This is a genomic window from Telmatobacter bradus, from assembly GCF_048629425.1.
GTDB lineage: Bacteria > Acidobacteriota > Terriglobia > Terriglobales > Acidobacteriaceae > Telmatobacter > Telmatobacter bradus.
Window position 1 is genome coordinate 3,159,918 of the sequence record NZ_CP184532.1, and the last position, 26,994, is coordinate 3,186,911.

The window sequence follows — 26,994 nt, forward strand, 5'->3', positions numbered from 1 at the left end:
ATCGATAAGCAGATAAAGGAGCCCTATGCAGGAGCAGATCACGAAGCTGGCGGCGGAGATTGCCGTCAGCGCCGAGCCCACCTCCGAGCTGGCGCGACGCACGCACCCCGAGCCCACCCACGCCTACCGCTCGCCGTTTTCGCGCGATGCGGCGCGGATTCTGCATGCCCGCGCCTTCCGCCGTCTGGCCGGAAAAACACAGGTCTTTACGCGGCTGCCCGGCGACTGGCCCGCTGACCACTTCCGCAGCCGCCTGACGCACACGCTGGAAGTGGCCCAGATTGCCCGCACGCTGGCCCGCGCCCTTGGCCTCAACAGCGACCTAACCGAAGCACTGGCCCTCTCCCACGACATTGGCCATCCGCCCTTCGGCCACGCCGGCGAAAAGGCTCTCGACAAAGCTCTGCGCGCCCACGGCCTGCACTTCGACCACAATCTGCACGCCCTGCGCATCGTTACCTGGTTTGAGGAGCGCTACCCGGCCTTTCGCGGCTTAAATCTAACGCTCGGCCTGCGGGAAGGCATCGTCAAGCATTCGCACGACTACACGGCCGCCGCGCATCCTGAGCTGGGCGAATACCTGCTCGACCAGTTCCCGCCGCTCGAAGCCCAGTTGATCGATCTGGCCGACGAAATCGCCTACCTGACCGCCGATCTGGACGATGGTCTCACTTCCGGCATTCTGCAGATCAATGAGGTGCGCTCGGCCTGCCCGCTCTTTGCCGAATATTTCGATCAGGCATGCAAGGACTACCCGGAAGCAGCAGAAAAACTTGCCATCAGCGATGCCTTGCGCCACCTGCTGGACCTGCTGGCCACGGACCTGATGATGGAAACCCGCCGCCGCGTGCTTGATGCGGGGATTATCGATCTAAAGGGCGTACGCCGTGCGCCCCAGAGGCTGGCCGCTCTGAGCAGCCAAATGGAAGCAGTGCGTGCCGAAACCAAGAAATTCCTCTACGCGCGGCTCTACGGCTCTGACAACATGGAGGCCGACCACGCCATGGCCGCGCAGATTGTGGAAGAACTCTTCCAGGTGCTGATCAACAACCCAAAACTGCTGCCCGAGGACCATCAGACGCAGATCCCCGCCGAGGGCCTGGCCCGCACCGTGGCCGACTACATTGCAGGCATGACCGACGCCTTCATCTACGAACTCTGGGCCCGCTGCCGCTAACCACCACCTGCGGTGGTGTATAGCATTTTCGGAATTGCTGTAGACCGAAAGCAGGATGCAAGGTGCCTTTTTCCTCTAGAAAAAGGCACCTTGCAAGCCCCCTAAAAAGTCTACGTGTATTCCGAAAATGCTCTAACTGCTTCGCTTGGCTGGGCAATGCGTGTGCTCCCTTGGGGAGGAAAGCCAATACAGCTTCTCTCTGCACCATGAGCTGATAGCTGACGGCTGCTTTGCTCACTTAGTCGGCAGGAATTCGATCCGCGCGAGCAACGCTACGGCCTTGAAACCGTAATCGGCGGTGAGCAGCGTGGCTTCGGGCAGGCGTTGCGCCAGCTCCAGCGCAAAGGCGTCGGCATAGCTCAAGCCATGATCCACCTTCAGCTCGGCGGCGCGCTGGGCGGCATCTCCGTTGACGGATTCGATGCGGACCTCGCTCGGCAGCAAATGAGAAACAATGCGCTGCTGTTCTGCCGCGCCCTGACGCTTGCGCAGATTGCCAACCACCTCACCCCACTGAATGGCTGAAATGCTGACAGCTGCCTGCCCCAACACGCAGGCCTTCAAAACCTCTCTTACACGCGCTGCTCCGGGCTCATTGTCCAGAAAACGAATCAGTGCCGAGGCATCCAGAACGTACGTTGCCATGGCTTACCAACCATCTTCCCTGAGTTGGCGTTCATTCTCCAGGCGGCGCTCTTCCAGCAGCATTTCACAGCCCCCACCGCCGGTAATGCCGCACAACTGATCAATCAGTCGCAACTTGGCCTCCACCGACTGGGGATTCAGCACAATCTGTCCGCCTTCAACCTTCATGGCCACGCGGGTTCCGGGATGAATTCCCAGCTTTTCGCGAATCGCGGCAGGAATCACCAACTGTCCCTTGCTGCTCACAGTGGAATAAATCTCTTCCATGGCCAGATTGTACCCCAAGTAAGACAACAGTCAAGAAGTAAGACAAAATATAAAAGTAAGACTCAACCTAAAAGTAAGACGCTCCCGGAAGAATCTTCCGGGAGCGTCGGAGGGGAACGAAAAAACTTCTACTGCACAGGTCCTGCCGGACGCAGGCGGCGCAGGTCCAGGGCGCAGTCTACGGCATTCTGGGCGGCAAGGCGCAGATTGTCGGCCGCGGCCCACAGCCACACACGCGTGCTCAGGTTGGGATTGCGACCCTCGCGCTCGGGATGGAGGCGCACCAGAACGTCATTTTGGCCCGTAACTGCCAGATTCGAAGGCGAATCTGTGTCTTCCAGCACCAAGTCCAGATGCTCACCATTCAACAACTCTTCAATGGCCGAAATCTCCACAGGCTGCTCAAACTCCACGCAAATGGAGAAGGTGTAGCCATGGAAGACCGGGGCCTGCACCAACTGCAGAATCGGGGCTGGAGCACGGTGGCCGAGTAGCGCAGCGGTATGGCGACGGATGCGGCTCTCGACCGTGCTAAGGCTGATGCGGGCGGCCTCGCCCAGACCGGTCAACAGGTTGAAGGCAGCCTGCGCGTCGAAGGTTTCACGCGGCAGTCCCTGAAAGCTGAGCAGATTCACGGTCTGCTGATGCAACTCGTCCATGGCGGCGCGGCCATTTTCGCTAGCCGGTTGCAGCACCGTGGCGGCAGCCAGACGGAGCGGAGTAGCCTGCTGCAGACGCTCCAGCAACAAGGCCAGAACCAGTGCGGCGGGATGGGCCGGAACCACGGCGGGCGTGAACAGATCGGCGGCAACCTCTTCACCGGTCCAGGGAGCGCGCACCAGAACGCCGGGCTCCTGATCGAGCGCGCCGGAAAGATCCAGCACCGTGGAACCGGAACGCAGCGCCTGCTTCCAGTATTTGCGGGTCAGTTCCTCGGCACCGCAGAAGAAGGTAAAGTCCACCTTGTCAAAGGAGTCCTCTTCCACTGCCTGCACCACCGAGATCTCGTCGCCCACCTGCTCCAACTGGCCACGCTGATCTTCTTCATCAAACAACAACAGCCGGGCTGCCGCTAAAGGCGACTCCTCCAGCGCATCTTTTACTTCCTGCCCGAGCAGGGATGAGGCACCAACAATCGCAATCTTGTACACAATAACCCTCAATAGGATGAAAAATTTCAAGCAGCCGGGGCGGAAGCGCAGCAAGGTTGCTTGTTGCATGGCCACCGCCGCCGGCTGCAGGCCGGTCAGTCGCGGCTACTATTCGTGAATCACCGGCGTATGCTCGACGGTTGCGGTGGAATCGGCTAGTTTTTCTGCATCCTGGCGTCGGCGGCGCGACCAGGAGTAGGCCGCACGCGCCCAGATGCCGGAGAACATGTACAACAGCGAAATGATAAACAGCGCGCCGCGCGAGTAGTAGCCCACCAGAATCACCACGATCAAGACGATCAGCAGTACCTGAAAGGGCTGGCGGCTGGAGAAGTTCAGCTCCTTGCCCGACCAGAAGCGCCAGGTGCTGACCATCAGGAAACCAGCCATGCCGACCGTCACCAGCCAGATTGGAGCAATCCACTGGTAGGTGACAGGATAGCCCCAGCACAGATGCACGGTAGAAGCCAGCAGGCCAGCTGCGGCAGGAATCGGCATGCCCACAAAGTACTTGCGGCCCGGACGACCGGGATTGCGGGGCTTGGGATCCTTGCTGATATTAAAGCGCGCCAAACGCGAAACGCCTGCCACCAGATACAGGAAGCAGATGAAGGCTCCGGCGTGCATCAGGTTCAGGCGCAACTGCGCGTTCATATCTGTGGGCAGAAAATGGAAGCCCCAGATCAAGGCCAGCAGACTGGGCGCAACACCAAAGGTGATGGCGTCGGCCAGCGAATCCAGTTCGCGGCCAAACTCGCTGACCGTGTTGGTCATGCGGGCGATGCGGCCATCAAGTGCGTCAAAAGGAATGGCGAACAGGATGGCCATGGCCGCCCAGTCCAGATGAACGGCCGCCGAACTGGCGTCGCCAATGGCCTTGATGGTTTCAATAATTGAGTAATATCCGGCACCAATGCTGCAAGCCGTAAACAACGACGGCAACACGTACATACCGCGGTGAATACGCTCCCGATGCGCGGCCCTTGCCTCGCTCAGAGCGCGGCCTGCTCCATTCAGATTCACTTTGTCTCTCCGCCTGGCAGGAGTGCCAACACCGTCACCGCACCCTTGACCTTGTCGCCAACCTTGACCTGCACGGCGGCCTCGGAGGGCAGAATCACATCCGCGCGCGAACCGAACTTGATGAGCGCCACACGCTGTCCGCGCTCCACACGGTCGCCTTCCTTCAGGTGGAAGACAATGCGGCGAGCCAGCAGACCGGCAATCAGCTTGAAGGTCACCTGCATGCCATCGCCGGCAATCGTCACGATGGTCTGCTCGTTCTCTTCGGCCGAGGCCGGATTCATGGCGTTCAGATACTTGCCTTTTTTGTACTGCACACGGCTAAGCACGCCGGCAATCGGGGCGCGGTTCACGTGCACATTGAAGACGCTCAGAAAGATACTGATGCGCTGGCGTTCCCCCTCGGCAGTCTGGATGCGCACGGTTTCAGTCACCGTGCCGTCCGCCGGCGAGACGATCAGGCCCGCTGCAGTGGGAGCAGTGCGCTCTGGGTCGCGGAAGAACCACAGGAAAAAGGCAGCCAGAAGCACAGGCAGAATCGCCCAAGCCCAGCAGCCGGTCAGCAGAGCGGCCACAACCGCCACTGCCAGGAAGCCGACACCGTAATAGTAACCGTCACGAACCATTGTCCTAACGATTATACGGTTCCTGCCTGCATCTGAAGCACACCAATTGATGCAGACAAAATTCCGTCCTTGAAGAGACCTTCCCTGCGGGCCGCAACTTCCCGCAGCGGAACCAGCAGCAGGACTGCTGGTCCCCGTTGCGGCATCAGAAATCCAGGAAAACCTTCGTGGAAGCGCCTGAAGAGAAACCAGCATCCTGGTCGCTTTTGCGCAGGCCACTCAGGTTCCGCTTTAAACCATTACCTCGGCGCGGCGTTCCAGGTCGCTAATCAGATCCTTGGTATGCAGCTTCAACTTCTTCAGACGTACTTCTTCAATCTGCTCTTCCGCGTTCAGATAGGGCTTCAGAAGAAGCTCCTCCAGCCGCCGAGCGTAGAGGTGGTGTTCGGTGTACAGGCGATCGATCTCTGCGCTCAGCGTGGAATCCTTGATTTCGTCCATCAAGCACCTCCTGTGTTCATGGAACATTAACGTATAGCTCGATTCGCGGTCGGCGGGCAAGCGCGAAAAAGAGCCAAAGTACTCTAAAGCTGAAAAAATATTTGCCCACCACAAGCATGCGTGATGAAAATCACAGAAAGATTCAGCTTTGGGAAAGGGATGGCTTCGGAAGGGTCAGCAAAAGCAGCAGCGCATCCTCCACAGGATCAACGTAATAGCGTGGACGGCGACCGCACGCCGTCCACCCCGTAGCCTGATAGAAAGCAATGGCTTGCAGATTTCCCGCGCGGACCTCCAGACGGAGTTCCAGAACGTCAAATTGTCCAATTTTGCAGCATAATTCTGCCAGCAGAATCCGTCCTACGCCGCGGCGCTGCGCGCCCCTGGCTACGGCAATGCTCTCCAGTTCAGCCTCGGGGGCCAGAAGGCTCGCCACCACGAAGCCGAGAAGCTCACCGCCGGCCTCGGCCACCAGCGCCACACGCTGAACTGCAGCGGCGGGGTTGAGCGCGTCCTGATAGGCCGCACGCGGCCAGTGCGGGGCTTCCTGGAGTGCGGCGGCTAGAGCCAGAACGGCCTCCAGATCGGCAGCTTGCATAGGACGGAGCGTTACCGGATTGGAGGGGATCGGATTGGAGGGGCTGGTCATGCGATTACGCGGAGCCGAAGATCTCGGCATCGGAGCGACGCAGATAGTGGCCATCAAGCAGAGCTACGTCGGCAAACTCCGCGCGGAGCACCTTGGGCAGCGCTACGCGAAGCGCGTCAGTTGCGGTCGGCGGAGCCACACGTACCAGTTCGGCGTTGGGCCACTCGGCGGAGAGCAACTGCGCCGCGCTTTCGTCGCAGATGGCAATGCGCTCAGGAACCACGCGAGCGGCCAGTTCTTCGGCTCCGGCCAGCAGTTCCTCCGCTTCGCCGCCTTTCTGGCAGATCCGCAGAAAAACTTCGCTGCGATGCGCATCGAGCGCCGCCGAAAGCGCACCAGCCTTGGCGGCCAGCACCTCCAGCCGCGTGACCGTAGCCAAAGGCTTCCGCAGCCCTTCGCTCAGCCCCATGGCCGTGCTGAGGCCAATACGTACACCAGTAAAGCTGCCCGGCCCACAGACCGCAACGCATGCGCCCAGAGCAGCAGGCGTTGCGCCAACCTTCTGCAGCAAGTTTTCTATTCCCGCAATCAGGGTCGTGGTGAAACTGCGCCCTTCAAGCTCGGTTTCTCCGAGCAGCTCAAGGATTTCTCCGTTAAGCCGCGCCAGAGCCACCGAGCCGGTCGGGCCGCAGGTGTCGATTGCCAGCAGTAGTAGCGTAGATTTCTTCACGATTTCTTCAGACATTTGAAAGACTTTTCTTTCCAGGGAGCGATACAGAACGGGCAAAAATCTATTTCAAGCGGACAGCCGCTTCGTCCCCTCAGGGATTCGGAGCTTTTCCATCCATCCGGCCGAACCATAAATCCCAGCCAGCAGGCCATCCAGTTCGTGCGCCACATCAAGGTCGGGCCAGTACAAACCCGTACCAGAGCCCAGAATCTCTATCCGGCCCACACTCTCCGGCGCAGCCTGCGCAAGTCCCTGCAATAAGCGGCGCGGAATGCTGTGGCTCACCCCATTGTCCAGTTTGATTTGAATGCGATCCGTCCGGGCAAGATACGCAGCCTGTCGCACGCGCCGTTCATACTTCTGGCAAGCGATGGCCTGCCGCAGCGCAGCATCAATCTCTTCGTCGGTGGTCACAACCCTTGCAGTTTCAGGCATGAGCTTCTTCCCAAAGTTTGATCAGAACTTCAGCATTTTCGGCTGCCACACGAAGCACATACTGCACATCGGCACGTTTAGCCGAGGGCGGGCATATTGCCTTGGCACGCCAACTCAATGCCGCCTCCCAGACAGGCTCCCCGCGGAGTTCGATGATCACTTCGATCTCCGCATAGAAACCATGCAGGTGGCAGGGCTCGTGGTCCTCAGGGTATGCGATGAAGCGAACGCCTTCGAACCGGAGCGAGCCCACGCCCCAAGCATACTCCCGATCCACTTGGACCGGGAGCTGGATTTATACCGCCGCCAGAGCCTGTTCGAGGTCGTCGATCAGGTCTTCCTTGTCTTCAATGCCCACCGAAAGCCGGATGCGGCCTTCGTTAATGCCCATGTGGGCGCGGGTTTCAGCGCTCACCGAAGCATGTGTGGTGGTGGCCGAGTGCGAAGCCAGCGATTCAACGCCGCCTAGCGATTCGGCATTCAGGAAGATCTTCAACGCGGCCAGGAAGCGGGCAGCCTCTTCACGATTCTTCAGCTCAAAGCTCATCATGGAGCCAAAGCCCTTCTGCTGACGGCAGGCCAGATCGTACTGCGGATGCGTCTTCAGACCAGGGTAGGCGAGCTTGGAAACCTTGGGATGCGTGAGCAGGTATTCAGCGATGGCGCGCCCATTCTCTTCGTGCTGACGCACGCGCAAGGGCAGCGTCTTGATGCCACGTAGCACCAGGAAGCACTCAAAGGGAGACATGACAGCACCGGCCGCCTTCTGTACCAGCAGGAAGCGCTCCTTGTGCTCAGGCTTGGAGCCGATGAGCACGCCCCCCAGGCCGTCGGAGTGGCCGTTCAGGTACTTGGTGGTGGAGTGCATCACAATGTCAGCACCCAGCGCCAGCGGGCTCTGCAGCACGGGCGACAGGAAGGTGTTGTCCACGCTGACTTCAGCACCATGGGCGTGCGCGATCTTCACCACGGCGGCAATGTCGGTGAGCACCATCAGCGGATTGCTGGGCGTCTCAATGTGGATGTGCTTGGTATTCGGCTTGAAGGCTGCTTCCACGGCCGCCAGATTGCTGGTGTCCACGTACTCAATCTCAATGCCGTAGCCGGAAACGATCTGATCGAGCAGGCGCACGGTGCCCGCATACACATCCTTCGAGCAGAGCAGATGATCGCCAGCCTTGAGCATGGCAAAGAGCGCGGAAAGCGCGGCCATGCCAGTGGTAAAGGCGTGGGCACTCACGCCGCCTTCGAGCGCGGCCAAAGCCGTCTCCAGGCGGTCGCGGGTCGGATTGCCGGCGCGTGAGTAATCCCAGCCGCGGTCAGTGCCGATGCCGGTCAGCTCAAAGGTCGAACTCAGGTAAACAGGCACGTTCACGGCGCCCGTCAGCGGATCCGGGTGCTGCCCGGCGTGGATGGCAAGGGTCGAGTACTTGTACGAGGACATTGTTGGTTTACCGATCTCCTCTTATTAGCTTATCGCGGCCAAACGAGACACGCCCAGCGCGGTCCGGACCATGAAAAAACTTTATCGACGCTTGGGAAGTGCGGACAGGCGATGGACCACGATGATTTCCGCAGTCCATTCTGCAAAAATCAACGTTCCTTGCTGATCAGAAACCAGTACTGGAAGCCGTCGAGGATGGCGTTCATAGCGGCCTGATTCAGATCGCCACTGACGCCGGCCGTCACCCACGGCTGGTGGCCATCGGCCTGGAAGCTGACCGTGACCCGCACATGCGCGGCTGTATCCTGCGCCGAAACGTCGATGGCCTTCACGGTGAAGGTTCCCAGACGCATGCGCGCCACCTCGGGGTACCACTTCACCAGTTCCTGACGCAGAGCGCGGGTGAGCGCGTCCACCGGACCCGTGCCCTCAGCGCGCGTGGTCACCACGGCGTTGCCATCAATGGACAGCAACACCGAAGCCTGCACGTAGCGGTCGCCGGTCTCATCGGACTCGTCGAGCACGCGCCAGCTCTTTACTGCAAAGCGATCTTCGAGCGTGCCGAGCACACGCATAGCCGCCAGGCGAAAGGAAACCTCACTGGAGGTAAAGGCTCCGCCCTCGATCATCGCGTGGTTCTGGTCGATCAGCGTCTGCGCCTGGGCGCTGCTGAGCGCCACACCCAACTGCTCGCTGAGCATGACCACATTGGCCCGGCCCGACTGCGCATTCACGCCAATTACCGGCACTGCGCCCACGGCCGCCGGATCGCACCACAGATACGCACCGGGGTTCTTGCGCTCACTGGATCCGTGCATGCCAGCCCATGTGCCAAAGGCTCCGGGGCCGACGATGGGCGTGCCGTGCAGCGGCTCCAGACCAAAGGCCGCATACGCGGACTGCGCCAGCGCAGTGAGTCCGGCAAGCGAAGCCGCCGACACAAACTGCGCCTCATTGCGCAACTGCATGCCGCCCACCACCGTGGTCAGATTCACATTGCCACAGCGCTCGCCGGTGCCCAGCAGCGTGCCCTGCACCTGCGCCACTCCGGCCAGCACGGCCGCGCGCGTGTTGGCCACGCCCAGACCGCGATCCGTATGGCCATGAAAACCAAACTTCGCCTCTGGATGCGCAATGGTCAATTGCGAAAAAAGTTGCGTCACCTCTTCCGGACTGGCTCCTCCATTGGTATCGCACACTACGACGCGGCTGGCGTACTGATCCACGCAACAGTCCACAATGCGATGGAAGTACTCCTGCGTGCGCTGACGGAAGCTCTCTTCACAGAGCGTGCCATTCTCCCGTCGCCCGCAGGCCGCGTCCATGGCGTGCTCCAAGTCAACGATCACCTCCAGACCATGATCCCGCAGGCAGGCAATGGTCTCGGTGGTCATGCGCAGATTTTCGTCGACAGTGGTTTCAAGCGAACGCTCAATATCCAGCAGGCGCGACTTGACGACGATAACGGCTACCGGAATGCGCTTGCAATGCTCAAGCATAAAGCGCACATCGGGCCACTCATCCACGCGCGTCCCACGGCCCCGCGTGCGACCAAACAACGCCAGCTTCATTGCGCCGGTGTCCGCACTGGCCAGTGCGGTAGCCAGATCGCCCACAAACTGGTGGGCACCGGCAAAACCGATCTCTGCATAGCTGACACCAAAGGCGGCCATGCGCTTGAGCAAAAGCACCGCGTTCGGTACTGAGATTTCAAGGTTGGGCTGCTGCATCCCGTCGCGCAGACTGGTGTCAAACAACTCCACAGTTCTTAAAGCACTTTCAGTCATCGTCTTCCGCCGTCGATTTTTTCGCTGCAAAACGCGCTTCCGCAGATTGATCGGAAATCCGTTGCAGACTTGAAGAATGCGGCGTTCTGCCCTGATGGCTGATGCGCCGGAATACATCGGAGGCCTGGCCTCGGATGCAGTGCAGTGCGTGACCTGAGCCGGCTGCCCACTGCTTACATACTGCAAAAACCTTTGATGATCATCATATCTTGAGCGCTTCCCGTTGCCTACCAGCAACCGGCCGGAGACGAAAAGAGAAGCTCCGGTAGAAAATTGAGAAAATCGTTGGCAGGCAGGAAATTAGGGCGAAAACGAGCTTGAAGGCGTAGGATGGAACAAATTTTCAACTCTTAGCGTAATTCAACCTGTATCGTTCAACCTGTCTTTACGGTCACTGATTCCTTGCAACATGCCCGGACCATGCCACAGCAGTTCCGGGCGTCCAGAAAGGACGCTGCACATGACCCTCTGTTCTCGCCTGCGCCAGTTACTGGCCTCGGCTGTTCTTGTTCCTCTCCTTTGGATGGGCCTGCCTAGCGCGCGCATCGCCCGCGCACAAGCTGCCCCCGACCTGCATGCCATTGCCGACGCCTGGCAGGGCACGCTGCACATCGCCCAGGCCAACAAGGACCTGCGCGTCGTGGTAAAAATAGAAAAAGCCGCCGACGGTATGTTGAAAACCACCTTCTACGCTATCGATCAGGGAGGAAACTCGCTGACGGCCTCAAAAACCACCTTCGTGGACGGCACACTGCACATCGAACTACCCATGATCGATGGCAGCTACGAGGGCAAGATGGCGGGCGACGGCAAGTCAATCAACGGCACATGGAAACAGGGCGACAACTCGCTGCCGCTGCTATTAGAGCGCGCCACGCAGGCCACGGCATGGACCATTCCTGAACCACCCAAAAAGCTGCCGCAGATGGACCCCAAGCTCGATCCTGGCTTTGAAGTGGCCACCATCAAGCCCAGCGCACCAGACAAGCCGGGCAAGGCCTTTCTGGTGCGAGGCGGAAAAGTTTCCACCTTCAACACCACGGTCAGCGACCTCATCGCCTTCGCCTACGGCGTGCATACCAAGCAGATCACCGGCGGCCCGGCCTGGCTGGAGAGTAGCAAGTTCGACATTGATGGCAAGCCCGACCAACCCGGCACACCCAGCACCAAACAGTTGCAATCCATGTTCCGCAAGCTGCTGGCCGAGCGCTTTCAGTTGAAGTTCCACGAAGATCAGCGCGAGCTTTCGGCGTATGTGATCACCGTGGGCAAAAACGGCCAGAAGATGACCAAGAGCGAGGGTGACGCCAACTCGCTGCCCGCCCTGTTCTTTACCAAACTCGGCCGTCTGACCGTGACCAACGCCGACCTGCAGGACTTTGCCGAACTGATGCAGTCCGCCGTGCTGGATCGCCCGGTGGTCGATCACACCGGACTGGAAGGTCGCTGGAACTTCCTGCTCACATGGACGCCCGACGATTCGCAATTCGCCAGCATGGGCGTGAAAGTGCCCCCGCCCAGCGATGCAGCCGATGCGCCTCCGCCTCTGTTTACCGCCATTCAGGAGCAGATTGGCCTGAAGCTCGACGCCGCCAAAACGCAGGTCAAGGTGCTGGCTATCGACAAGCTGGAAAAGCCATCGGATAACTAATTCCTAACTCTTTCATCGCTTACAAAATCTGGTTCCCAGGTCTCGATTCTGATATCTGGGAACTACAATTTCAGCGATCAAAGACCTTATGTCCGCAGCGTTGTATCTGCGCGTTCTTCGAGCGTTTATCGCAAATTTTCGTCTGTTTGAGAAAGGGCGGTTGACTACGGCGGAGCGGCCGCGTCCAACCGGCAATCCCTCCCGGCATTTATATACTCGGTCTTATTTTCCTGTTTCACCTGATCGAGTGTGGTTGAAGATCTGGCCTGAAGCGAAAAAGGAAGAACGGATGATTCTGAAACTTCCCTCTACTGCATATGCCTGCACACTCTGCCTGTCCGCGGCCCTGTTCATGCTGGGGACTTCGTCGTGGCTTTCAGCGCAGCAACCGCAGGTTCCCGCGCCTGCCAGCAACATCACGCAAACCGCTGTCTTCGATGTGGCTGCTATACACAAGATGAAGGATACTGATCCTCGCCACACTGACATCGACATCAGTTCCGACGACAACGGCAATCTGAAGGCTTCAGGCGTAACTATGCGCCTTCTGCTAACAATGGCCTGGAATATAGACGAATCGCGCATTCATGGCGGACCTGACTGGATCGCTTCCGACCGTTTTGTACTTGAAGCCAAGCCGGACGAAGCGCTGGGAGCACAGCTTGCCAAGCTCGACCGTAACGGGCGGAAGCAGGCCCGCCAGCACATGCTGCAAGCCTTGCTTATTGAGCGTCTGAACCTCAAGAGCCACTGGACCACCGAGCAGATGCCCGTATTGGCGCTTGAAGTAGGCAAAAACGGCCCCAAGCTGCATCCATCACCAGAGCCAAAGCCTGCGGAAGACGGCCAACCAGCCAAGGACGGCTCCAGCATGAACACCCGAAACACTACACTCACTGCCGAGCGCGTCACTATGGATAGATTGGCCACGTTTCTTGCGCAAAACATGCATATGCTTGTCCAGAACCAAACCGGTCTGAAGGGCGTATACGACTTTACGCTGGAGTGGACACCGGACGAAGAACTGACCGCAAACAATGCAAGCTATACCAAAAACGCTGCGGACGAAAAACCATCTATGCCTACAGCCGTGGAAGAACAACTGGGGCTGAAACTGAGCGCACGCAAAGGCCCCGTGGACGTGCTGGTGATTGACTCCATCGACAAGCCGTCGGAGAACTGATTCCCGCTACACCCAGATTACGATGCAGACAAAATACACACTTCGCTCTCTTCTCGTTGCTGTTCTGTTGGCCGCGTCCACATTGCCTGCGGCGCTGGCCGTTGAAGTACATGGGCAGGTGTTTTATCGCGGCAAGCCCGTGCCCGGCGCACAGGTTACGTTGAAGCAGGACGGCACAACGCTGAGCACACTCACCGATCAGCAGGGACTCTACGAGTTTCCCGATCTGGCCGAGGGCACTTGGAAGGTGCGCATCGAGATGCACGGCTTCAAGCCGCTCAATGCTGAGTTAAAGGCCGCTACCGATGCGCCGCAAGGTCACTTTGACTTGGCCATGCTGCCACTGAATGAGGCTCTGGTAGGCTCACAAACCGCCGAGCAGGCGCAGCAGGCTCCGCAGATGGTTGCGCTCGCCCTACCCGCCAAGGAAAAGAAGAAAACAGATGAAGCCGCACCGCAGGCTCCAGTTTCTGAAGTTGCCGATAAAGCCGCGGACGGCTATCTGGTAAACGGCAGTCAGAACAATGCAGCCACGTCCATCTACTCGCTGGCACCGGCCTTCGGCAATCGACGTGCCGGATCAAAGAGCCTGTACAACGGCAGCGTGGGCATCATCGAAGGCAACTCCGCATTCAATGCACGCCCCTATTCACTAACCGGCCTGAACACGCCCAAAGATAATTACAACCAGACCACACTCGTGGCCTCTGTTGGTGGGCCGCTGCGCTTTCCGCACATCGCGCATAACTTCGGCAACTTCTACGTTGGCTATCAATGGGGCCGCAGCGACACGGCCAGCACACTTACGGGACGCGTGCCCACACTGGATGAGCGCTTGGGCGACCTGAGCAGCATTGTCGATTCCTCTGGCAATCCGGTCAAAATCTACAATCCATCCACCGGGATTTTGTACACCGGCACTATTCCCATCAGCACACAAGCCGCGGCGTTGCTCAAGCTCTACCCCGCGCCCAATCTGACCGGCAACTCCAGCTACAACTATCAGACAGCCGTGCTCTCCACCACGCACACCGATGCGCTGGAGTCGCGTTTGAATCGCTCCCTTGGCAGTCGCGATCATCTGTACGGGGGCTTCGGCTTCAAGAGCACACGCAGCGAAAGCACCAGCCTCTTCGACTTTACCGACACCACGGACGCGCTCGGCGTGGATACCAACGCCAACTGGCAGCACCGCTACCGCCATCAGCTCTTCGTCACGCTTGGCTATCACTTCACACGCATGCGCACGGAAGTCCGGCCGGAGTTTGACGGGCGCGAAAACATTTCTTTCCTTGCCGGCATCACTGGCAATAATCAGGACCCAAGCAACTGGGGTCCGCCCACGCTTGCCTTTTCCAGCGGCTTCAACAGCCTGAGCGATGCAGAGAGCGCCTTCAACCGCAACCGCACTGGCGTAACTTCGGTGAGCGCATCAAGTATGCATCGTCGCCACACCTTCAATTTTGGTGGCGACTTCCGCCGTCAGGAGTTCAACGAATATAGCCAGCAGAATCCGCGCGGAAGCTTCACCTTCACCGGCACAGCAACTGCAGGCGGCAACTCCTCCGCCGGTTCCGACCTCGCCGACTTTCTCCTCGGCGTTCCCGATACCAGCGCCATTGCCTACGGCAACGCCGACAAGTATTTCCGTCAGTCGGTCTACGACCTCTTCTTCACCGACGACTGGCGTATTCGTCCCGATCTGACGATCAACGCCGGTCTGCGCTGGGATTATGGCGCGCCTATCACCGAGCTCAAAAATCGCTTGGTGAATCTGGACGTGGCCTCCGACTTCAGCACGGCGACTGCGGTGCTGGCCAGCAGCCCCAAGGGATCCACCACTGGCGCAAGCTACCCTAACTCGCTTGTGCGCCCCGACAAGCGCGGCATTGAACCGCGCATTGGCCTCTCATGGCGTCCCATACCCGCATCAACACTGGTGATTCGTTCTGGCTACGGCATTTACTACGACTCCTCGGTTTATCTTGGTGCAGCGGAATCGATGGGCCAGCAGGCTCCACTTTCCACCAGCGAGAGCGTAACCAACTCATCTTCGTGCGCCCTGACACTGGCCAGCGGATTCCCCACCACCTGCAGTACCGCAGCCACTGACACCTTCGCACTCGATCCGCACCTGCACGTTGGCTACGCGCAGAACTGGAACCTGAGCGCGCAACGCGATCTGCCCTGGGCGCTGGTAATTTCAGCCAGCTATATGGGCACCAAGGGCACGCACGGCATGCAGGAGATTCTTCCCAATAGCTATCCGCTCAATGCGACCAACCCCTGCTCGTCGTGCACTTCCGGCTACGTCTACCGCACCTCGGGTGGTAATTCTTCACGCAACGCAGGCCAGCTGCAACTGCGCCGTCGCCTGCGCTCGGGCTTTACGGCAAGCGTGGATTACACCTTTGCCAAGGCCATCGACGACGATGCGCAACTGGGCGCAGCCGGCTACCAGAGTGCGAGCGTCACCTCCAGCAGTTCGTCGCTGGCCATCGCACAGAACTGGCGCAATCCACGCGCCGAACGCAGCCTTTCTAGCTTTGATCAGCGCCAGCTTGTAAACGTGCAGGCGCAATACACCAGCGGCATGGGCATGGGTGGACGCACACTGATGAGCAGTTGGAGCGGACGCGTTCTGAAGGAATGGACCCTGACCGGCAATCTAAAAGTAGGCAGCGGACTACCGGAGACGCCCATCTATGAGGCCACGGTTCCCGGCACAGCCTTCAGTGGCAGTCTGCGGCCTAACCTGACCGGCGCTTCGCTTTACCGCGCAGCCAGCGGCTATCATCTGAACTCTGCAGCCTACTCCGCGCCCACCACGGGCACATGGGGCACGGCAGGCAGAAACTCCATCACCGGGCCGGATCAGTTCTCGCTCAACGGTGCAATGTCCCGTACCTTTCGCGTACACGGCACCTGGAATCTGGACGTGCGCGCCGACGCTACCAATCTACTAAATCATGTAACTTATACCACGTGGAATGCTGAGGCCAACAGCACCACCTTCGGCCTTCCCTCCAGCGCCAGCGCAATGCGCAGCCTGCAGATCACGGGAAGGATGAGGTTCTAAGCATGCGCACAGCTCTCTCCATCTCTCTAGCATTTCTGTTCAGTGCCGCGCCAGCTTTCTTTGCGCAACAGGTGGGCAGCAACGTACGCACGAATGATATAACCGTGCCCACACTCAGCATGAACACGCAACTGGTGATTGAAACCGTTGAAGTGAAGGACAAGAAAGGCAACTTCGTTGGCGGGCTCACGGCCAAAGATTTCAACATCACCGAGGACGGTACGCCGCAAACCGTCAAGATTTTCGAGCTACAGCATCTGAGCACAACGGCCACGCCCATCCCTCCGCTCGGCAAAGACGAAGAGGACATCACGATCTATAACAAGCTCACGCGCACACAACTTGCGCCTGAGCCGAAGGAAAACAGCCACTACAAGGATCATCGCCTGCTGGCGCTCTACTTCGATATGACCACCATGATGCCGCAGGATCAGGCGCGCGCGCTCGGCGCGGCCATGAAGTTTGTACGCACCCAGATGACGGCAGCCGATCTGGTGTCAATCATGCGCTTCAATGGCGGAGCAATCGATATTCTGCAGGACTTCACCGCTGACCGCAATCGCCTGCTCAGCATTTTGGAAACAATGGAGGTTGGCGAAGGTCAGGGCAACAACAACTCCATCGACGATGCGTCAAGCGCCGATACCGGCGCAGCCTTCGGTCAGGACGACAGCGAGTTCAACATCTTCAATACTGACCGACAGCTCTCCGCCCTGCAAACCGCCGCGCACATGCTGGCACAAATGAGCGAGAAAAAGTCGCTGATCTACTTTGCCAGCGGCCTGCGCCTGAACGGCGTGGATAACATCGCGCAGTTACACGCCACTGTCGATGAAGCGATCCGCGCCGGCGTCTCCTTTTGGCCAGTGGATACGCGCGGTTTGGTGGCCAGCGCCCCGCTGGGCGATGCCTCACAAGGCAATGCAGGCAACGCCAACATGTACAACGGCGCGGGCATGCAGGCTACCAGTGATCGCTTCCAGCAATCGCAGGACACGCTCTTCTCGCTTGCCGGAGACACCGGCGGCAAGGCGCTGCTTGATAACAACGATCTGACCCGCGGCATTGTGCAAGCGCAGCAGGCCATCAGCGATTACTACATTGTGGGCTACTACACCACAAACACCGCGCAGAATGGGCGCTTCCGCAAGGTAAAGATTGCCGTCAACACGCCGACGGAGACATCGCTCAACTACCGGCAGGGGTATTACGCGGGCAAGGAGTTTGGCAAGTTCAACGTTGCGGACAAGGAACGTCAACTGGAAGACGCGCTCATGCTGGGCGACCCGATCACGGACCTGACCATCTCAATGGAGATCGACTACTTCCAGCTCAATCGCGCGGAATATTATGTTCCCTTTGTGGTTAAAATTCCTGGTCGCGAGTTGGCGCTAGCCAAGCGCTTTGGCGCTGAACACACGCTCATCGACTTCGTCTGTGAGATCAAAGACGAAGTGAGCGGCTCCACTGTCTCCAATGTACGCGACTTCGTCAACATCAAACTGAACGATGCAACCGCCGCCGAGCTTGCACATCGCCCCATCGAATACGACTCTGGATTCACGCTGCTGCCTGGCCGCTACTCGATCAAATTCCTTGCACGGGATGACGAAACCGGCCGCATTGGCACCTATCAGACCAGCTTTGTCATTCCTAACTTGAACAAGGAGGTCGAGCGCGTTCCACTCAGTTCCGTGGTGATTGGCGGCGAGCGCAAGGAGCTGAAGGATGTGCTCTACGATGCGCTCAAGGCCAAGGACCGTGCCAAGGATGAGGCGGCCAATCCGCTGGTCTTCGATGGCAAAAAGCTGATTCCCAGCGTTACGCGCGTCTTTCACAAGGGAAGGCCGATCTACGTATTTGCGCAAACCTACACGAGAGCAGTAGCTAGCAAGGCAACCACAGAAAGTACAACACCCACGACGCCACCGATGCTTGCTTATCTCACGCTCTCACAAGAGGGAAAGAAGCAGCTTGAAACCGTGCCCGTGGCGGCCACGCCTACAACGGGAAATCGCCTGGGAATGATTCCCTTCCATCTGACGTTGAATGCCGATGCGCTTGAACCGGGCGAGTATCAGTGCCAATTCACCGTGCTTGACCCAGCCAATGGACGAGCATCGTTCCAGGTATTACCCATCGAACTGGTTCCATAGAAAAGTTTATCCCTGCCGCTGTTCTTCTTTTGCAAGGCACAGCGGCAGACGCACGGAGGCACACACGCCCAGCCCCTCCACACGATTTTTCAGTTGAATCTCGCCCCCATGCGTGCGGGCAATCTGCTGTGCCAAAGCAAGGCCCACGCCGCTTCCGGTAGGCTTTGTCGTATAGAATGGAACGAATAAATTATCCGCATTGGCAATGCCGGGGCCCTGATCCTCGATCGATACAGTTACATCTTGCGCCGAGCATTTCCATCGCATGCTCACACTCGCCGTCCCGTTTTCTTCAGAAGCATCAACGGCATTGGCCAGCAGATTGATGAAGAGCTGCTCCAGTTGATCCGGATCAGCATTCACTACGGCAGCGCATCCCTGTTCCAGCTTCACGACCAGACGCTGCTCAAGTACTGCAACCCGCTCCAGCAGCGCAGGCAGTTCAATTGGCCGCAACTGCGGCGGAGGCAACTGCGCAAGCTGGCGATAGGACTGCACAAAACGATGCAGAGAGTCGGCTCGACTTTCCACCACACCCAATCCACGATAAAAATCACGCGTGACAGACTCTTCTGCACTGAGTACATCAAGGCGCATACGCAAGCTGCCGGCAATGGATTTAATGGGGGCAAGCGAATTGGAAATCTCATGGCCAAGCACACGGATCAGACGCTTCCACGCCGTGCGCTCCTCTTCCTGCAGTGGCAGACTTACGTCGATGAGCAACAGCAGCGTGTGCGGAGCGCCCTCCTGCCGGAAGGTGGCTTTGCGCAATAGCCAGCGCGTGACACCATTCACTGCAACGCCGCGCACGGCCTGTGTATGCAGGCTTTGGTCGGGTGCTTGCAGCAGTTGGCTCAATCCGACATCCTCGGCGCTGCGCCCAAAGCATCGATCCTGCGAGAGCCCCAATAACCGCAATCCTGCATGATTGACCAATTGCAAGCGATTCTCGCGATCGAAGGCAAACAACGGCGTGTGCATCACTTCAAGAATGCGGGCAAGCAGAGCGGTTGCTTCCAGCGAACGCACACGCTGCCGCTGCAACAGGTCCGCCAGTGCGTTCACCTCAAGAGCCAGTTCGCCGAGCGCATCCTGCACGCCTGCACCCCGCGCACGAAATGAAAAATCGCCCTCACGCATGGACGCCACCACATTGGCCAGCGTCTGCAGTGGACGAATCAATGAGTCCGTTAGCGCCAGCGAGACAAACAGCAGATAAAGACCAAGGCAGAGAAAGAGCAGCACCGCCGTGGGCCAGCTCACTCGGCGCAGATACAGCTCAACTGCGCCTATCGACAAAGCAGGCAGAGCCAACAGGGCGCAGTTCATGTAGACGCGGCGCACAGCCGAAGTTTTGCGGCGATGCGTGTAACGATCAGATCCCATATTTTTCAATGCGACGATAGAGCGCCGCGCGGCTTAGGCCAAGCACCGAGGCCGCCTGCGAGATATTGCCATCAAAACGCCGCAGCACCTTGCGAATCAACTGCGACTGCATCTCGTCGATGCTCATGCTGTCGAGCGATGTGGCGTTGGAGCGGGTGCTTTGGCCCACCGAAAGATTGGCCGGCTCAATGAGCTCTCCACGGCAGAGCAGCAACGCACGCTCGACTGTATGCTCCAGTTCACGCACATTTCCTGGCCATCCATATTGCAACATCAACTCCATTGCGCCCGGCGTATATCCTGTCACCTGCTTGCGATAACGCTCCCGATTGCGATGCAGAAAATGCGCCGCCAGCAAGGGAATATCCTCCCGCCGATCGCGCAACGCGGGCAGGTGAATCTCCACCGTATTCAGGCGATAGAGCAGATCTTCGCGAAAATTTCCCGCCACGGCTTCGGCGTGCAGGTCAGCATTCGTCGCAGAGAGCAGACGCACATCCACGCGCCGCGTTTGCGAAGATCCAACCCGCTCCAGCTCGCCGGTTTCGAGTACACGCAGTAGCTTGGCCTGCTGACGGATGGGCACGTTGGCGATTTCATCCAGGAACAGCGTTCCACCGTTGGCCAATTCAAAGCGGCCCACGCGATCGGTGCGCGCATCGGTGAAGGCACCCTTCACATGGCCAAAGATCTCGCTCTCAAAAGTTCCTTCCGGCAGTCCACCCGCATTCACGGCCACCAGCGAACGGCGCGAGCGCTGCGAGGCCATATGCAGAAGCTTGGCCACAACCTCCTTGCCAGTACCATGCTCACCGGTAATGAGCACGTTCGCATCCGATGGACCCACCTGCGCAATCAGCTCCAGTACCGGCCGCATGGCCGCGGCTGATGCGATGAAATCCGGTTTCCCTTCGCCGCTTAGCAGGCGATTTTCAAGTTCTAGTTGGGAAGCGCGGCGTAGAGCCTTTCTAAGCTCGGCATGCACGCGAATCAGCGAAAGTAACCGCTCGTTCTCCCACGGCTTCTGAATGAAATCCCGCGCGCCCCGCTTGATCGCCTCGACGGCAAGGCCGATATTGCCCCAGGCCGTCATCACGATCACCGGCAGCCGCGCATCGAACTCCTGAATGCGCCCAAGCAGGTCAAGGCCTTCCTGGCCCGAGGTTGTGTCGCGCGTATAGTTCAAGTCGATCAACAATACGTCATAATCGCTCTGGCCGAGCGCTTCCATGACCTGCTGCGGTGAGCGCACACAATCTACCGCTACGCCCTGCGGGCCAAGCAACAACTCGACGGCCTCCAGAATCGAAGGCTGATCGTCGGCAGCCAAAACGCGGATTGATTCCTGATTAGCGGGAATGGTCGTCCTCCACGGCGCCAGCTTTGGCGGCGGCAATTGAAATTCCGTAGTCTTCTAGCACCGATCCGGTGGCGCGCTTGAGTTCAATGCGCGCTTTTTCGTAGGCGGTTTCGGCCGTTACCAGTGCCGACGCAGCCAGCGCCAGATCATGCTCGGCGGCCAGCGTCTGCTGGTTCGATCCCGCACCAAGCTGCTGCTCCTGCTGCATGATTGAAAAACTCTTCTGCGCCAGATCGCGGGCCTTACGCGCCGCCTCAACCCGACTGGCCCCCTGCTCGACCGCATAGTGCGCATTGCGCACCTCAATGCGGATCGTCTTTTTCAACTCCTCCTGATAGACCTGCGCCTGCCGGTACTCCAGTTCAGTACGATACTGGTCGGCCTTGGCCACACGATTGCGCAGAGGAACACTCAAGGATAATCCAACCCTGTACTCCGGCGCAGTGTTATTCAACGCCGACTGCAATGTTCCGCTATAGTTCGCAGGCAAGGTTGTAGGCGTTGAAGGATCGTAGTATTTTGAATTTACCGTACCGCCCGCGCCAGTGCCAACATATACGCCATACAGGTCAAGCGTTGGCAGCAACGCATTGCGCGCCGACTTACGGCTGAGTGCACGATTTTCCAGATCCAGTAAAGACTCCTGCAATTCGGTACGGCCTCTGAGCGCCGCTGCAATCATTTCCTGTACCGGAAGGTCCAAAGGTGCAATCTGGCTGGCGATGTGATCCGTCGGCACCACCGGCATCTCTTCCAAAACAGAATCATCGAGTGAACGCGTGATGGCGTTCTTCATATAAAGTTCCTGCAACTCAAGATTCGTTCGGGCCACAGTCAAATCCTGCTGGTGATTGGCCAGTTCCCCTTCGGCCTTCATCACGTCCATCTCCGGAATCGCCTGCAAATCAAGCTGATGGCGGGCAGTCTTCAAAGAATCATCGGCAAAGGCCACCGAACGCTCGCTCAACTGCTCATTACCGTAGGCACTCACCAGATCCCAATAGAGATTGCAGATCTGCGTGACGGTGGCAATCAGCTGAGCGCGAAAGGCAATATCGGAGATCTTCTGGTTGGTCTTGGCAATGCGCAGAAAGCGCAGATTCGGCCCCAGTCCAAAGCCTGCCAGCAACGCTTGCTGCGCCACAATTTCCACGGAAGAGGAATACGACGGACTGAAGTAATCGTAGATACCATTACTGGTTTCGCGACTGTTACTCCAGCTCACCTCGATGTTACTGCCGGTGGCAAAGGCCTGGCTGTAACTAAAGTTGGCCTCCGAGGTATTGTACTTATAAATCGAAACGCCTTCCACCTGAAAGTTGGTCAACTGTTCGGCGGTGTGATCGGTATACACCTTGGCCGTGATCTGCGGATCGTAGCCACTCACGGTGGTTCCTGTGCCCAACGTGGACGAGACCAAGCCCGAAGCACCCGCGCCCGCGCCACCTGCACCGCTTGACGTGCCGCCCGCGCCGCTGCCTGTACCAGACCCACTGCCACCGCCACCCGGTGTACCGCTCACCACACCGGTATTTACGCCGCGCACCGAGCCACCTGCCGCCGTGCGCAACACATCCATCTGCGCGATAGGCAGGTTGTAGCGGGCAATCACCAGATCCAGATTGTTTTCAAGCGCCAGATCGATGGCATCGTGCAAGGAAAGATAGATTTTCCCTTCGCGCACTAATCCACCCAACCGCGGCGCATTGCTCAGGTCAGGATCGGCAACCGTCTTGCCACGATACGCGCTGAATGGATTCAACGAGCGCCGCTGCAGCTGATCGAAGGGAATGCCACGCTGCACCGCAAGCTGCGTCGAAGGCGCTGGAGGCTGCGCAACCGGCTCAGCAGCCAGAGCCATGTTGGCCTGCAACAGAAGAATTGCTCCGGCTGATTGCACCGCCTGCCACGTACGCTTTGAAAGCAGAGAGAAATTCACTTGGACACAACCTCCGTAAGCCTGGATGCAATCTGTTCATCGCGCGTCATCCATCCATCGCGCAACTCCACGATACGCTGGCCGTAGTGCGCGTTTTCTTCCGAGTGTGTAACTTGCACAATGGTGGTTCCCTGATGATTCAACTCGCGAAAAAGCTCCATGATCTCGCGCGCCTGCGTGGAGTGCAGATTGCCGGTCGGCTCATCGGCCAACAAGAGCGCGGGCGCATGCACAACGGCGCGCGCAATACCGACCAGTTGCTGCTGGCCTCCCGAAAGCTGGCTTGGATACAGATCCTTTTTGGCAACGATCTGAAAGCGGTCAAGAATGTCGGCCACCATCGCTTGCCGCTCTTTCGTAGGAAGATTTTTGTAAGTCAGGGGCAGTTCGATATTCTCAGCCACCGTCAGATCGTCCAGCAGGTGATAGCTCTGGAAGACCATGCCGATACGCCGCCTCGCCAGATCGGCACGCTGCTTGCGATTGAGCTTGTGTGCGGCTTCGCCTTCAAACCAGAACTCGCCCAGCCAACCATCATCGAGCAACGCAAGAACATTGAGCAACGAAGATTTTCCCGCGCCCGACGGTCCCATGATGGTGATGAATTCGCCCGCTTCGATCTTCATTCCTATCTGCCGCAGCACCCATGTTTCCGTGTGCCCTGCCTTGTAACTGCGTTCAATTTTCTTCAGTTCGATCATCTTCATTTACTCCGATCGCAATGCCTGCATGGGTTCAATGGCCGCTGCGCGCAGGCCGGGAATCAGTGCTACTAGCAGGCCTGAAAGCACCACCGACAAGGCTGAGGCAAGAATGAATCCATAGTCCTTTTGCGGATCGACATGAATCACCACGCCGATCAGCTTACGCACCACCCAGGTAAGTGCCAGACCTTGTGCCGCGCCCAGCGTCAGCATCCACGCCACCCGCGTGAGCACCATGCGCAAGACACGCTCACGGGCCGCGCCCAGCGCCATGCGAATGCCAATCTCGCGCGTCTCCTGATCGACTTCGTGGCTGATCAAGCCATAAATTCCCACCAGCGCCAGCACCAGTGCGAGTGAAGCGAAGATGGCAAAGAGCAGACTTTCCATGCGCTCCATCACCAGCGTCTTGTCTAGGACTTCGCTCATCGTGGTGGGAGTTTTAAATGGCACCGTCGGATCCACTTCATGCAGCGCCTCACGCACGGAAGGAATGATTGCATTCGGATCGCCCTGGTAGCGAATCACCAGACTCATGCCGTTCAGAGTGTCAGCGCGTTCCTTTACTGGCACCGAATCAATCAGCCAATTCACTTCAGCCAAAGGTTCTGCGTAAATATCCTGCCGCACATTCGAGGTCACACCCACAATCCGCGGCCATTCCGCGGGTTTATCGCTACTGTCTAGATGCTGCGCGACTGGATCAAGCCCATTAGGAATGAACTTACGCACGAAAGCCTCATTCACAACAACCGGGAGAGCCGTGTTTTCCGGGCCGTCGAGCGTTGCAGAGAGACTACGGCCACGATGCAACGCAATACCAAAAACATCGTAGTAACCGGCTGTAACGGTGCGAATTTCCGCTAATCGTTCCTGACCGCGCGGATAGGGAGGCTGCCCAGCAATGTGTTCCTCTGAATTATTGCCCCACGACTCGATGGGAAGAAGGCTGATAGCACCCACAGCCTGCACACCTGGAATCTGGTGAATGCGGCTGGCAAGCGGCGTATAAAAACCGGCCAGCGCATCACGGCCAGCGTAGCGAGTGGGCGTCAGGTTGATGGGCATGCTCATGATGTGCGCAGAATCGAAGCCCAGATCCGCATGACGATAATGCGAAACCATGCGAATCAGCAGGCTGGAAACAATCAGCAGTACCAACGTGAGCGAGACCTGTACAATCACAAAGCCGGCACGAATCCGGTGCTGGCCGCGGCTCGATCCTGCCGCGCCACCGGCCTTCAGCACGCGATTCGGATCCGCGCCCGACATACGCAACGCCGGGTAGAGCGAGGCCAGCAGACTGGCGGCAACCGAAGTGGCAATAGTCACGCAAAACACCGTCCAGTTCATCTGAATCTCTGCTCCGCGCGCCAGTGCCGAGATCAGGAAGATGCGCAGACCATGCAGCAACGCCTCAGCCAAAACAACGCTGGCAAGCACGCCCAAGAGCGAGAGCAGCAGCGATTCGGTCAGCACCTGACGCACTAATCTCATGCGACCCGCGCCAATGGCCACGCGCATAGCCATCTCGCGCTCGCGACGAACTCCACGCGCCAACAGCAACCCAGCCACGTTCACGCAGCCGATGGCCAGCACCACAAGCACCGCGCCCAGCAGCGTCCACAGCGGACCTTTGCTTTGACCAAGAATCGCCTCAGCCAACGGCTGCGGTTTCGCCTTGCGCCCCTCGTCAGAATCCGGATAGGCCTTGCCGAGATTCGCAAACACCTGCGTCAAGTCAGCCTGCGCCTGCTCCATGGTGACGCCATCGCGCAGGCGCGCTACTGTGCGTAGCCAGTGACTGCCACGGTTATTCATCCAGCTCTTATCGATTAGGCGCGGCGTGAAGATTGCATTTTCCATGCCGAGTGGAAAACGAAAGCCGGCAGGCATGACGCCAATCACTGTATACGCAATGCCATCCAACTTGATCTGACGGCCCAATACGTTTCGGTCAGCCCCAAAGTAGCGTTGCCAGGTTTCGTAAGCAAGCACGGCAACCTGATTTTTGCCGTCTGCTTCTTCGCCCGGAAGATACGTACGACCAAGTATGGGATGCACACCGAATACATTGAAGAGATTATCGGTCGAGTGCACCATCTTGATCTGCACCGGACCACTCTGCGGCGTCTCCAGCGTCATCTTGAAATAATCGGAGTATGCGGCAAAGGCAGAAAACGTTTTGACCTGCGTTCGCTCATCGCGATAGCTCGGCCACGAAGCAGGCTGCGTATAACCACTGCGGCTATAACTTTGTATCGCAACAATTCTCTCCGGATGATCAAACGACAGTGGACGTAGAATCACGGTGTCAATCACGCAGAAGACCGCTGTTGAAAGACCAACACTCAGCGCCAGCGTAAGAATCACCGTGAGCGAAAATCCTGGCGACTTGCGCAGTTGCCGCCAGGCGTATTGCAGATCCTTCAGCATTTAGGCCTCCACTTCTGCTTCCAGCTTTTCGAGTTCCTTTTCGCTTACCACCTTGCCGTCGAACAGATGTACTTCACGACCGGCATGGCGGGCAAAGCGCGGATCGTGCGTGACCATGCAGATGGTTGCGCCCTCGCGGTGCAGATCGTTGAGCAACTGCATCACGGCCTCACCGTTTTTCGAATCCAGATTGCCGGTAGGCTCGTCGGCCAACAGGATCGAGGGCGTACCGGCCAGTGCGCGGGCTACGGCAACACGCTGCTGCTGACCACCGGAGAGTTGCGCGGGATAGTGCCGCATGCGGTGCGCCATGTTCACGCGCTCCAGTGCTTCCTTCACGCGCTTCTTGCGCTCGGCCGCTGGCATGCCGGCGCGATAAGTCAGCGGCAGCTCCACATTCTCTTCCACATTCAGATCGCCAATCAGATTGAAGCTCTGGAAGATGAAACCGATCTCCTGATTGCGAATGCGCGAACGCTCGGCAAAGCTCAGATTCTCGACTGGCCGCCCGTTGAGTAGATAGCTTCCACCCGAAGGCGTATCCAGCAGGCCCATGATGGACAGCAGCGTGGACTTGCCGCAACCAGACGGTCCGCTCATGGCCAGGTACTCACCACGATTGATCGTCAGATGAATGCCGGAGAGCGCATGCGTCTCCACTTCATCGGTGTAGAAAACCTTGGTCAAGTCAGCAATCTCGATCAGCGTCTCTTTCGTTTCCATCCCTGTCTCCTCTTTTCCTGTTTAACTATTCCATTTCAGTCGTCAGCACCTAGCACCTA

Annotated in this window: 23 protein-coding genes; 5 read left to right on the forward strand and 18 right to left on the reverse strand. The window is 58.4% G+C overall.

Annotation, left to right across the window (positions count from 1 at the left end; all coding sequences use genetic code 11):
- Positions 1-25 precede the first annotated feature (25 nt).
- Positions 26-1,177: a deoxyguanosinetriphosphate triphosphohydrolase family protein gene (locus ACOBR2_RS13030; RefSeq protein ID WP_420236546.1), complete on the forward strand. Its 1,152-nt coding sequence runs from the start codon at positions 26-28 to the stop codon at positions 1,175-1,177.
- A gap of 234 nt (positions 1,178-1,411) precedes the next feature.
- On the opposite strand, the gene ACOBR2_RS13035 is transcribed toward ACOBR2_RS13030, so the two are convergent.
- The 12 genes from ACOBR2_RS13035 to ACOBR2_RS13090 all read right to left on the reverse strand — a co-directional run bounded on the left by ACOBR2_RS13035 (position 1,412) and on the right by ACOBR2_RS13090 (position 10,315).
- Positions 1,412-1,822: a PIN domain-containing protein gene (locus tag ACOBR2_RS13035; protein ID WP_420236547.1), complete on the reverse strand. Its 411-nt coding sequence runs from the start codon at positions 1,820-1,822 to the stop codon at positions 1,412-1,414.
- Positions 1,823-1,825: 3 nt separating this feature from the next.
- The gene (locus ACOBR2_RS13040) at positions 1,826-2,089 is read right to left on the reverse strand and encodes an AbrB/MazE/SpoVT family DNA-binding domain-containing protein (protein WP_420236548.1); all 264 of its coding nucleotides are present in this window, start codon (positions 2,087-2,089) and stop codon (positions 1,826-1,828) included.
- Positions 2,090-2,217: 128 nt separating this feature from the next.
- On the reverse strand, positions 2,218-3,240 hold the full coding sequence (locus ACOBR2_RS13045) for an Asd/ArgC dimerization domain-containing protein (protein WP_420236549.1): 1,023 nt from the start codon (positions 3,238-3,240) through the stop codon (positions 2,218-2,220).
- 108 nt (positions 3,241-3,348) lie between these two features.
- Entirely contained in the window at positions 3,349-4,263 is a 915-nt protein-coding gene (locus tag ACOBR2_RS13050) for a CDP-alcohol phosphatidyltransferase family protein (protein ID WP_420236550.1), read from the reverse strand.
- A complete protein-coding gene (locus ACOBR2_RS13055) occupies positions 4,260-4,889 on the reverse strand; it encodes a phosphatidylserine decarboxylase family protein (protein ID WP_420236551.1) in 630 nt (209 codons plus the stop codon). The genes ACOBR2_RS13050 and ACOBR2_RS13055 overlap by 4 nt, the downstream gene beginning before the upstream one ends.
- A gap of 231 nt (positions 4,890-5,120) precedes the next feature.
- Complete coding sequence (locus ACOBR2_RS13060; protein WP_420236552.1) at positions 5,121-5,330, reverse strand: hypothetical protein; 210 nt, start codon at positions 5,328-5,330, stop codon at positions 5,121-5,123.
- 142 nt (positions 5,331-5,472) lie between these two features.
- Positions 5,473-6,009 carry a GNAT family N-acetyltransferase gene (locus tag ACOBR2_RS13065; protein WP_420236553.1) on the reverse strand — a complete coding sequence of 179 codons (537 nt, stop codon included), beginning with the start codon at positions 6,007-6,009 and terminating at the stop codon, positions 5,473-5,475.
- Positions 5,984-6,664 (reverse strand): tRNA (adenosine(37)-N6)-threonylcarbamoyltransferase complex dimerization subunit type 1 TsaB, encoded by a 681-nt coding sequence (gene tsaB / locus ACOBR2_RS13070; protein ID WP_420236554.1) that lies wholly within the window; start codon positions 6,662-6,664, stop codon positions 5,984-5,986. Before tsaB ends, ACOBR2_RS13065 begins: the two co-directional genes overlap by 26 nt.
- 51 nt (positions 6,665-6,715) lie before the next feature.
- Positions 6,716-7,084: a DUF2442 domain-containing protein gene (locus tag ACOBR2_RS13075; protein ID WP_420236555.1), complete on the reverse strand. Its 369-nt coding sequence runs from the start codon at positions 7,082-7,084 to the stop codon at positions 6,716-6,718.
- Positions 7,077-7,337, reverse strand: coding sequence for a hypothetical protein (locus ACOBR2_RS13080; protein ID WP_420236556.1), 261 nt, complete (start codon positions 7,335-7,337; stop codon positions 7,077-7,079). The genes ACOBR2_RS13075 and ACOBR2_RS13080 overlap by 8 nt, the downstream gene beginning before the upstream one ends.
- Before the next feature lie 42 nt (positions 7,338-7,379).
- A complete protein-coding gene (locus ACOBR2_RS13085) occupies positions 7,380-8,528 on the reverse strand; it encodes a trans-sulfuration enzyme family protein (RefSeq protein WP_420236557.1) in 1,149 nt (382 codons plus the stop codon).
- 149 nt (positions 8,529-8,677) lie between these two features.
- Positions 8,678-10,315, reverse strand: a complete 1,638-nt coding sequence (locus ACOBR2_RS13090) for an alpha-isopropylmalate synthase regulatory domain-containing protein (RefSeq protein WP_420236558.1) — start codon at positions 10,313-10,315, stop codon at positions 8,678-8,680.
- A gap of 460 nt (positions 10,316-10,775) precedes the next feature.
- Here ACOBR2_RS13090 and ACOBR2_RS13095 point away from each other — a divergent pair, with 460 nt between their 5' ends.
- The 4 genes from ACOBR2_RS13095 (at position 10,776) to ACOBR2_RS13110 (ending at position 18,384) form a co-directional block, all read left to right on the forward strand.
- Positions 10,776-11,966, forward strand: coding sequence for a TIGR03435 family protein (locus tag ACOBR2_RS13095; protein WP_420236559.1), 1,191 nt, complete (start codon positions 10,776-10,778; stop codon positions 11,964-11,966).
- Positions 11,967-12,255: 289 nt separating this feature from the next.
- Positions 12,256-13,149, forward strand: coding sequence for a TIGR03435 family protein (locus ACOBR2_RS13100; RefSeq protein WP_420236560.1), 894 nt, complete (start codon positions 12,256-12,258; stop codon positions 13,147-13,149).
- Positions 13,150-13,216: 67 nt separating this feature from the next.
- On the forward strand, positions 13,217-16,228 hold the full coding sequence (locus tag ACOBR2_RS13105) for a carboxypeptidase regulatory-like domain-containing protein (RefSeq protein ID WP_420236561.1): 3,012 nt from the start codon (positions 13,217-13,219) through the stop codon (positions 16,226-16,228).
- 2 nt (positions 16,229-16,230) lie between these two features.
- A complete protein-coding gene (locus ACOBR2_RS13110) occupies positions 16,231-18,384 on the forward strand; it encodes a VWA domain-containing protein (RefSeq protein ID WP_420236562.1) in 2,154 nt (717 codons plus the stop codon).
- Between the two features lie 6 nt (positions 18,385-18,390).
- On the opposite strand, the gene ACOBR2_RS13115 is transcribed toward ACOBR2_RS13110, so the two are convergent.
- From ACOBR2_RS13115 to ACOBR2_RS13140, 6 genes are read right to left on the reverse strand one after another with little or no spacing between them, the layout of a single operon-like run.
- Entirely contained in the window at positions 18,391-19,773 is a 1,383-nt protein-coding gene (locus ACOBR2_RS13115; RefSeq protein ID WP_420236563.1) for a sensor histidine kinase, read from the reverse strand.
- Positions 19,763-21,169 carry a sigma-54-dependent transcriptional regulator gene (locus tag ACOBR2_RS13120; RefSeq protein ID WP_420236564.1) on the reverse strand — a complete coding sequence of 469 codons (1,407 nt, stop codon included), beginning with the start codon at positions 21,167-21,169 and terminating at the stop codon, positions 19,763-19,765. Before ACOBR2_RS13120 ends, ACOBR2_RS13115 begins: the two co-directional genes overlap by 11 nt.
- Positions 21,123-23,072 (reverse strand): TolC family protein, encoded by a 1,950-nt coding sequence (locus tag ACOBR2_RS13125; RefSeq protein ID WP_420236565.1) that lies wholly within the window; start codon positions 23,070-23,072, stop codon positions 21,123-21,125. The genes ACOBR2_RS13120 and ACOBR2_RS13125 overlap by 47 nt, the downstream gene beginning before the upstream one ends.
- Complete coding sequence (locus tag ACOBR2_RS13130) at positions 23,069-23,773, reverse strand: ABC transporter ATP-binding protein (protein ID WP_420236566.1); 705 nt, start codon at positions 23,771-23,773, stop codon at positions 23,069-23,071. The genes ACOBR2_RS13125 and ACOBR2_RS13130 overlap by 4 nt, the downstream gene beginning before the upstream one ends.
- A gap of 6 nt (positions 23,774-23,779) precedes the next feature.
- Positions 23,780-26,212, reverse strand: a complete 2,433-nt coding sequence (locus tag ACOBR2_RS13135; RefSeq protein WP_420236567.1) for an ABC transporter permease — start codon at positions 26,210-26,212, stop codon at positions 23,780-23,782.
- Positions 26,213-26,935 (reverse strand): ABC transporter ATP-binding protein, encoded by a 723-nt coding sequence (locus ACOBR2_RS13140; RefSeq protein ID WP_420236568.1) that lies wholly within the window; start codon positions 26,933-26,935, stop codon positions 26,213-26,215. It lies immediately after the preceding gene.
- Positions 26,936-26,994 lie beyond the last annotated feature (59 nt).

Bases quoted from the DNA above. Each gene is read 5' to 3' on its own strand.
- ACOBR2_RS13055 (WP_420236551.1), bottom strand. From the start codon at position 4,889: ATGGTTCGTGACGGTTACTATTACGGTGTCGGCTTCCTGGCAGTGGCG.
- ACOBR2_RS13030 (WP_420236546.1), top strand. From the start codon at position 26: ATGCAGGAGCAGATCACGAAGCTGGCGGCGGAGATTGCCGTCAGCGCC.
- ACOBR2_RS13035 (WP_420236547.1), bottom strand. From the start codon at position 1,822: ATGGCAACGTACGTTCTGGATGCCTCGGCACTGATTCGTTTTCTGGAC.
- ACOBR2_RS13095 (WP_420236559.1), top strand. From the start codon at position 10,776: ATGACCCTCTGTTCTCGCCTGCGCCAGTTACTGGCCTCGGCTGTTCTT.
- tsaB (WP_420236554.1), bottom strand. From the start codon at position 6,664: ATGTCTGAAGAAATCGTGAAGAAATCTACGCTACTACTGCTGGCAATC.
- ACOBR2_RS13075 (WP_420236555.1), bottom strand. From the start codon at position 7,084: ATGCCTGAAACTGCAAGGGTTGTGACCACCGACGAAGAGATTGATGCT.
- ACOBR2_RS13060 (WP_420236552.1), bottom strand. From the start codon at position 5,330: ATGGACGAAATCAAGGATTCCACGCTGAGCGCAGAGATCGATCGCCTG.
- ACOBR2_RS13040 (WP_420236548.1), bottom strand. From the start codon at position 2,089: ATGGAAGAGATTTATTCCACTGTGAGCAGCAAGGGACAGTTGGTGATT.
- ACOBR2_RS13115 (WP_420236563.1), bottom strand. From the start codon at position 19,773: ATGGGATCTGATCGTTACACGCATCGCCGCAAAACTTCGGCTGTGCGC.
- ACOBR2_RS13065 (WP_420236553.1), bottom strand. From the start codon at position 6,009: ATGCCGAGATCTTCGGCTCCGCGTAATCGCATGACCAGCCCCTCCAAT.
- ACOBR2_RS13130 (WP_420236566.1), bottom strand. From the start codon at position 23,773: ATGATCGAACTGAAGAAAATTGAACGCAGTTACAAGGCAGGGCACACG.
- ACOBR2_RS13135 (WP_420236567.1), bottom strand. From the start codon at position 26,212: ATGCTGAAGGATCTGCAATACGCCTGGCGGCAACTGCGCAAGTCGCCA.
- ACOBR2_RS13140 (WP_420236568.1), bottom strand. From the start codon at position 26,935: ATGGAAACGAAAGAGACGCTGATCGAGATTGCTGACTTGACCAAGGTT.
- ACOBR2_RS13085 (WP_420236557.1), bottom strand. From the start codon at position 8,528: ATGTCCTCGTACAAGTACTCGACCCTTGCCATCCACGCCGGGCAGCAC.
- ACOBR2_RS13090 (WP_420236558.1), bottom strand. From the start codon at position 10,315: ATGACTGAAAGTGCTTTAAGAACTGTGGAGTTGTTTGACACCAGTCTG.
- ACOBR2_RS13110 (WP_420236562.1), top strand. From the start codon at position 16,231: ATGCGCACAGCTCTCTCCATCTCTCTAGCATTTCTGTTCAGTGCCGCG.
- ACOBR2_RS13100 (WP_420236560.1), top strand. From the start codon at position 12,256: ATGATTCTGAAACTTCCCTCTACTGCATATGCCTGCACACTCTGCCTG.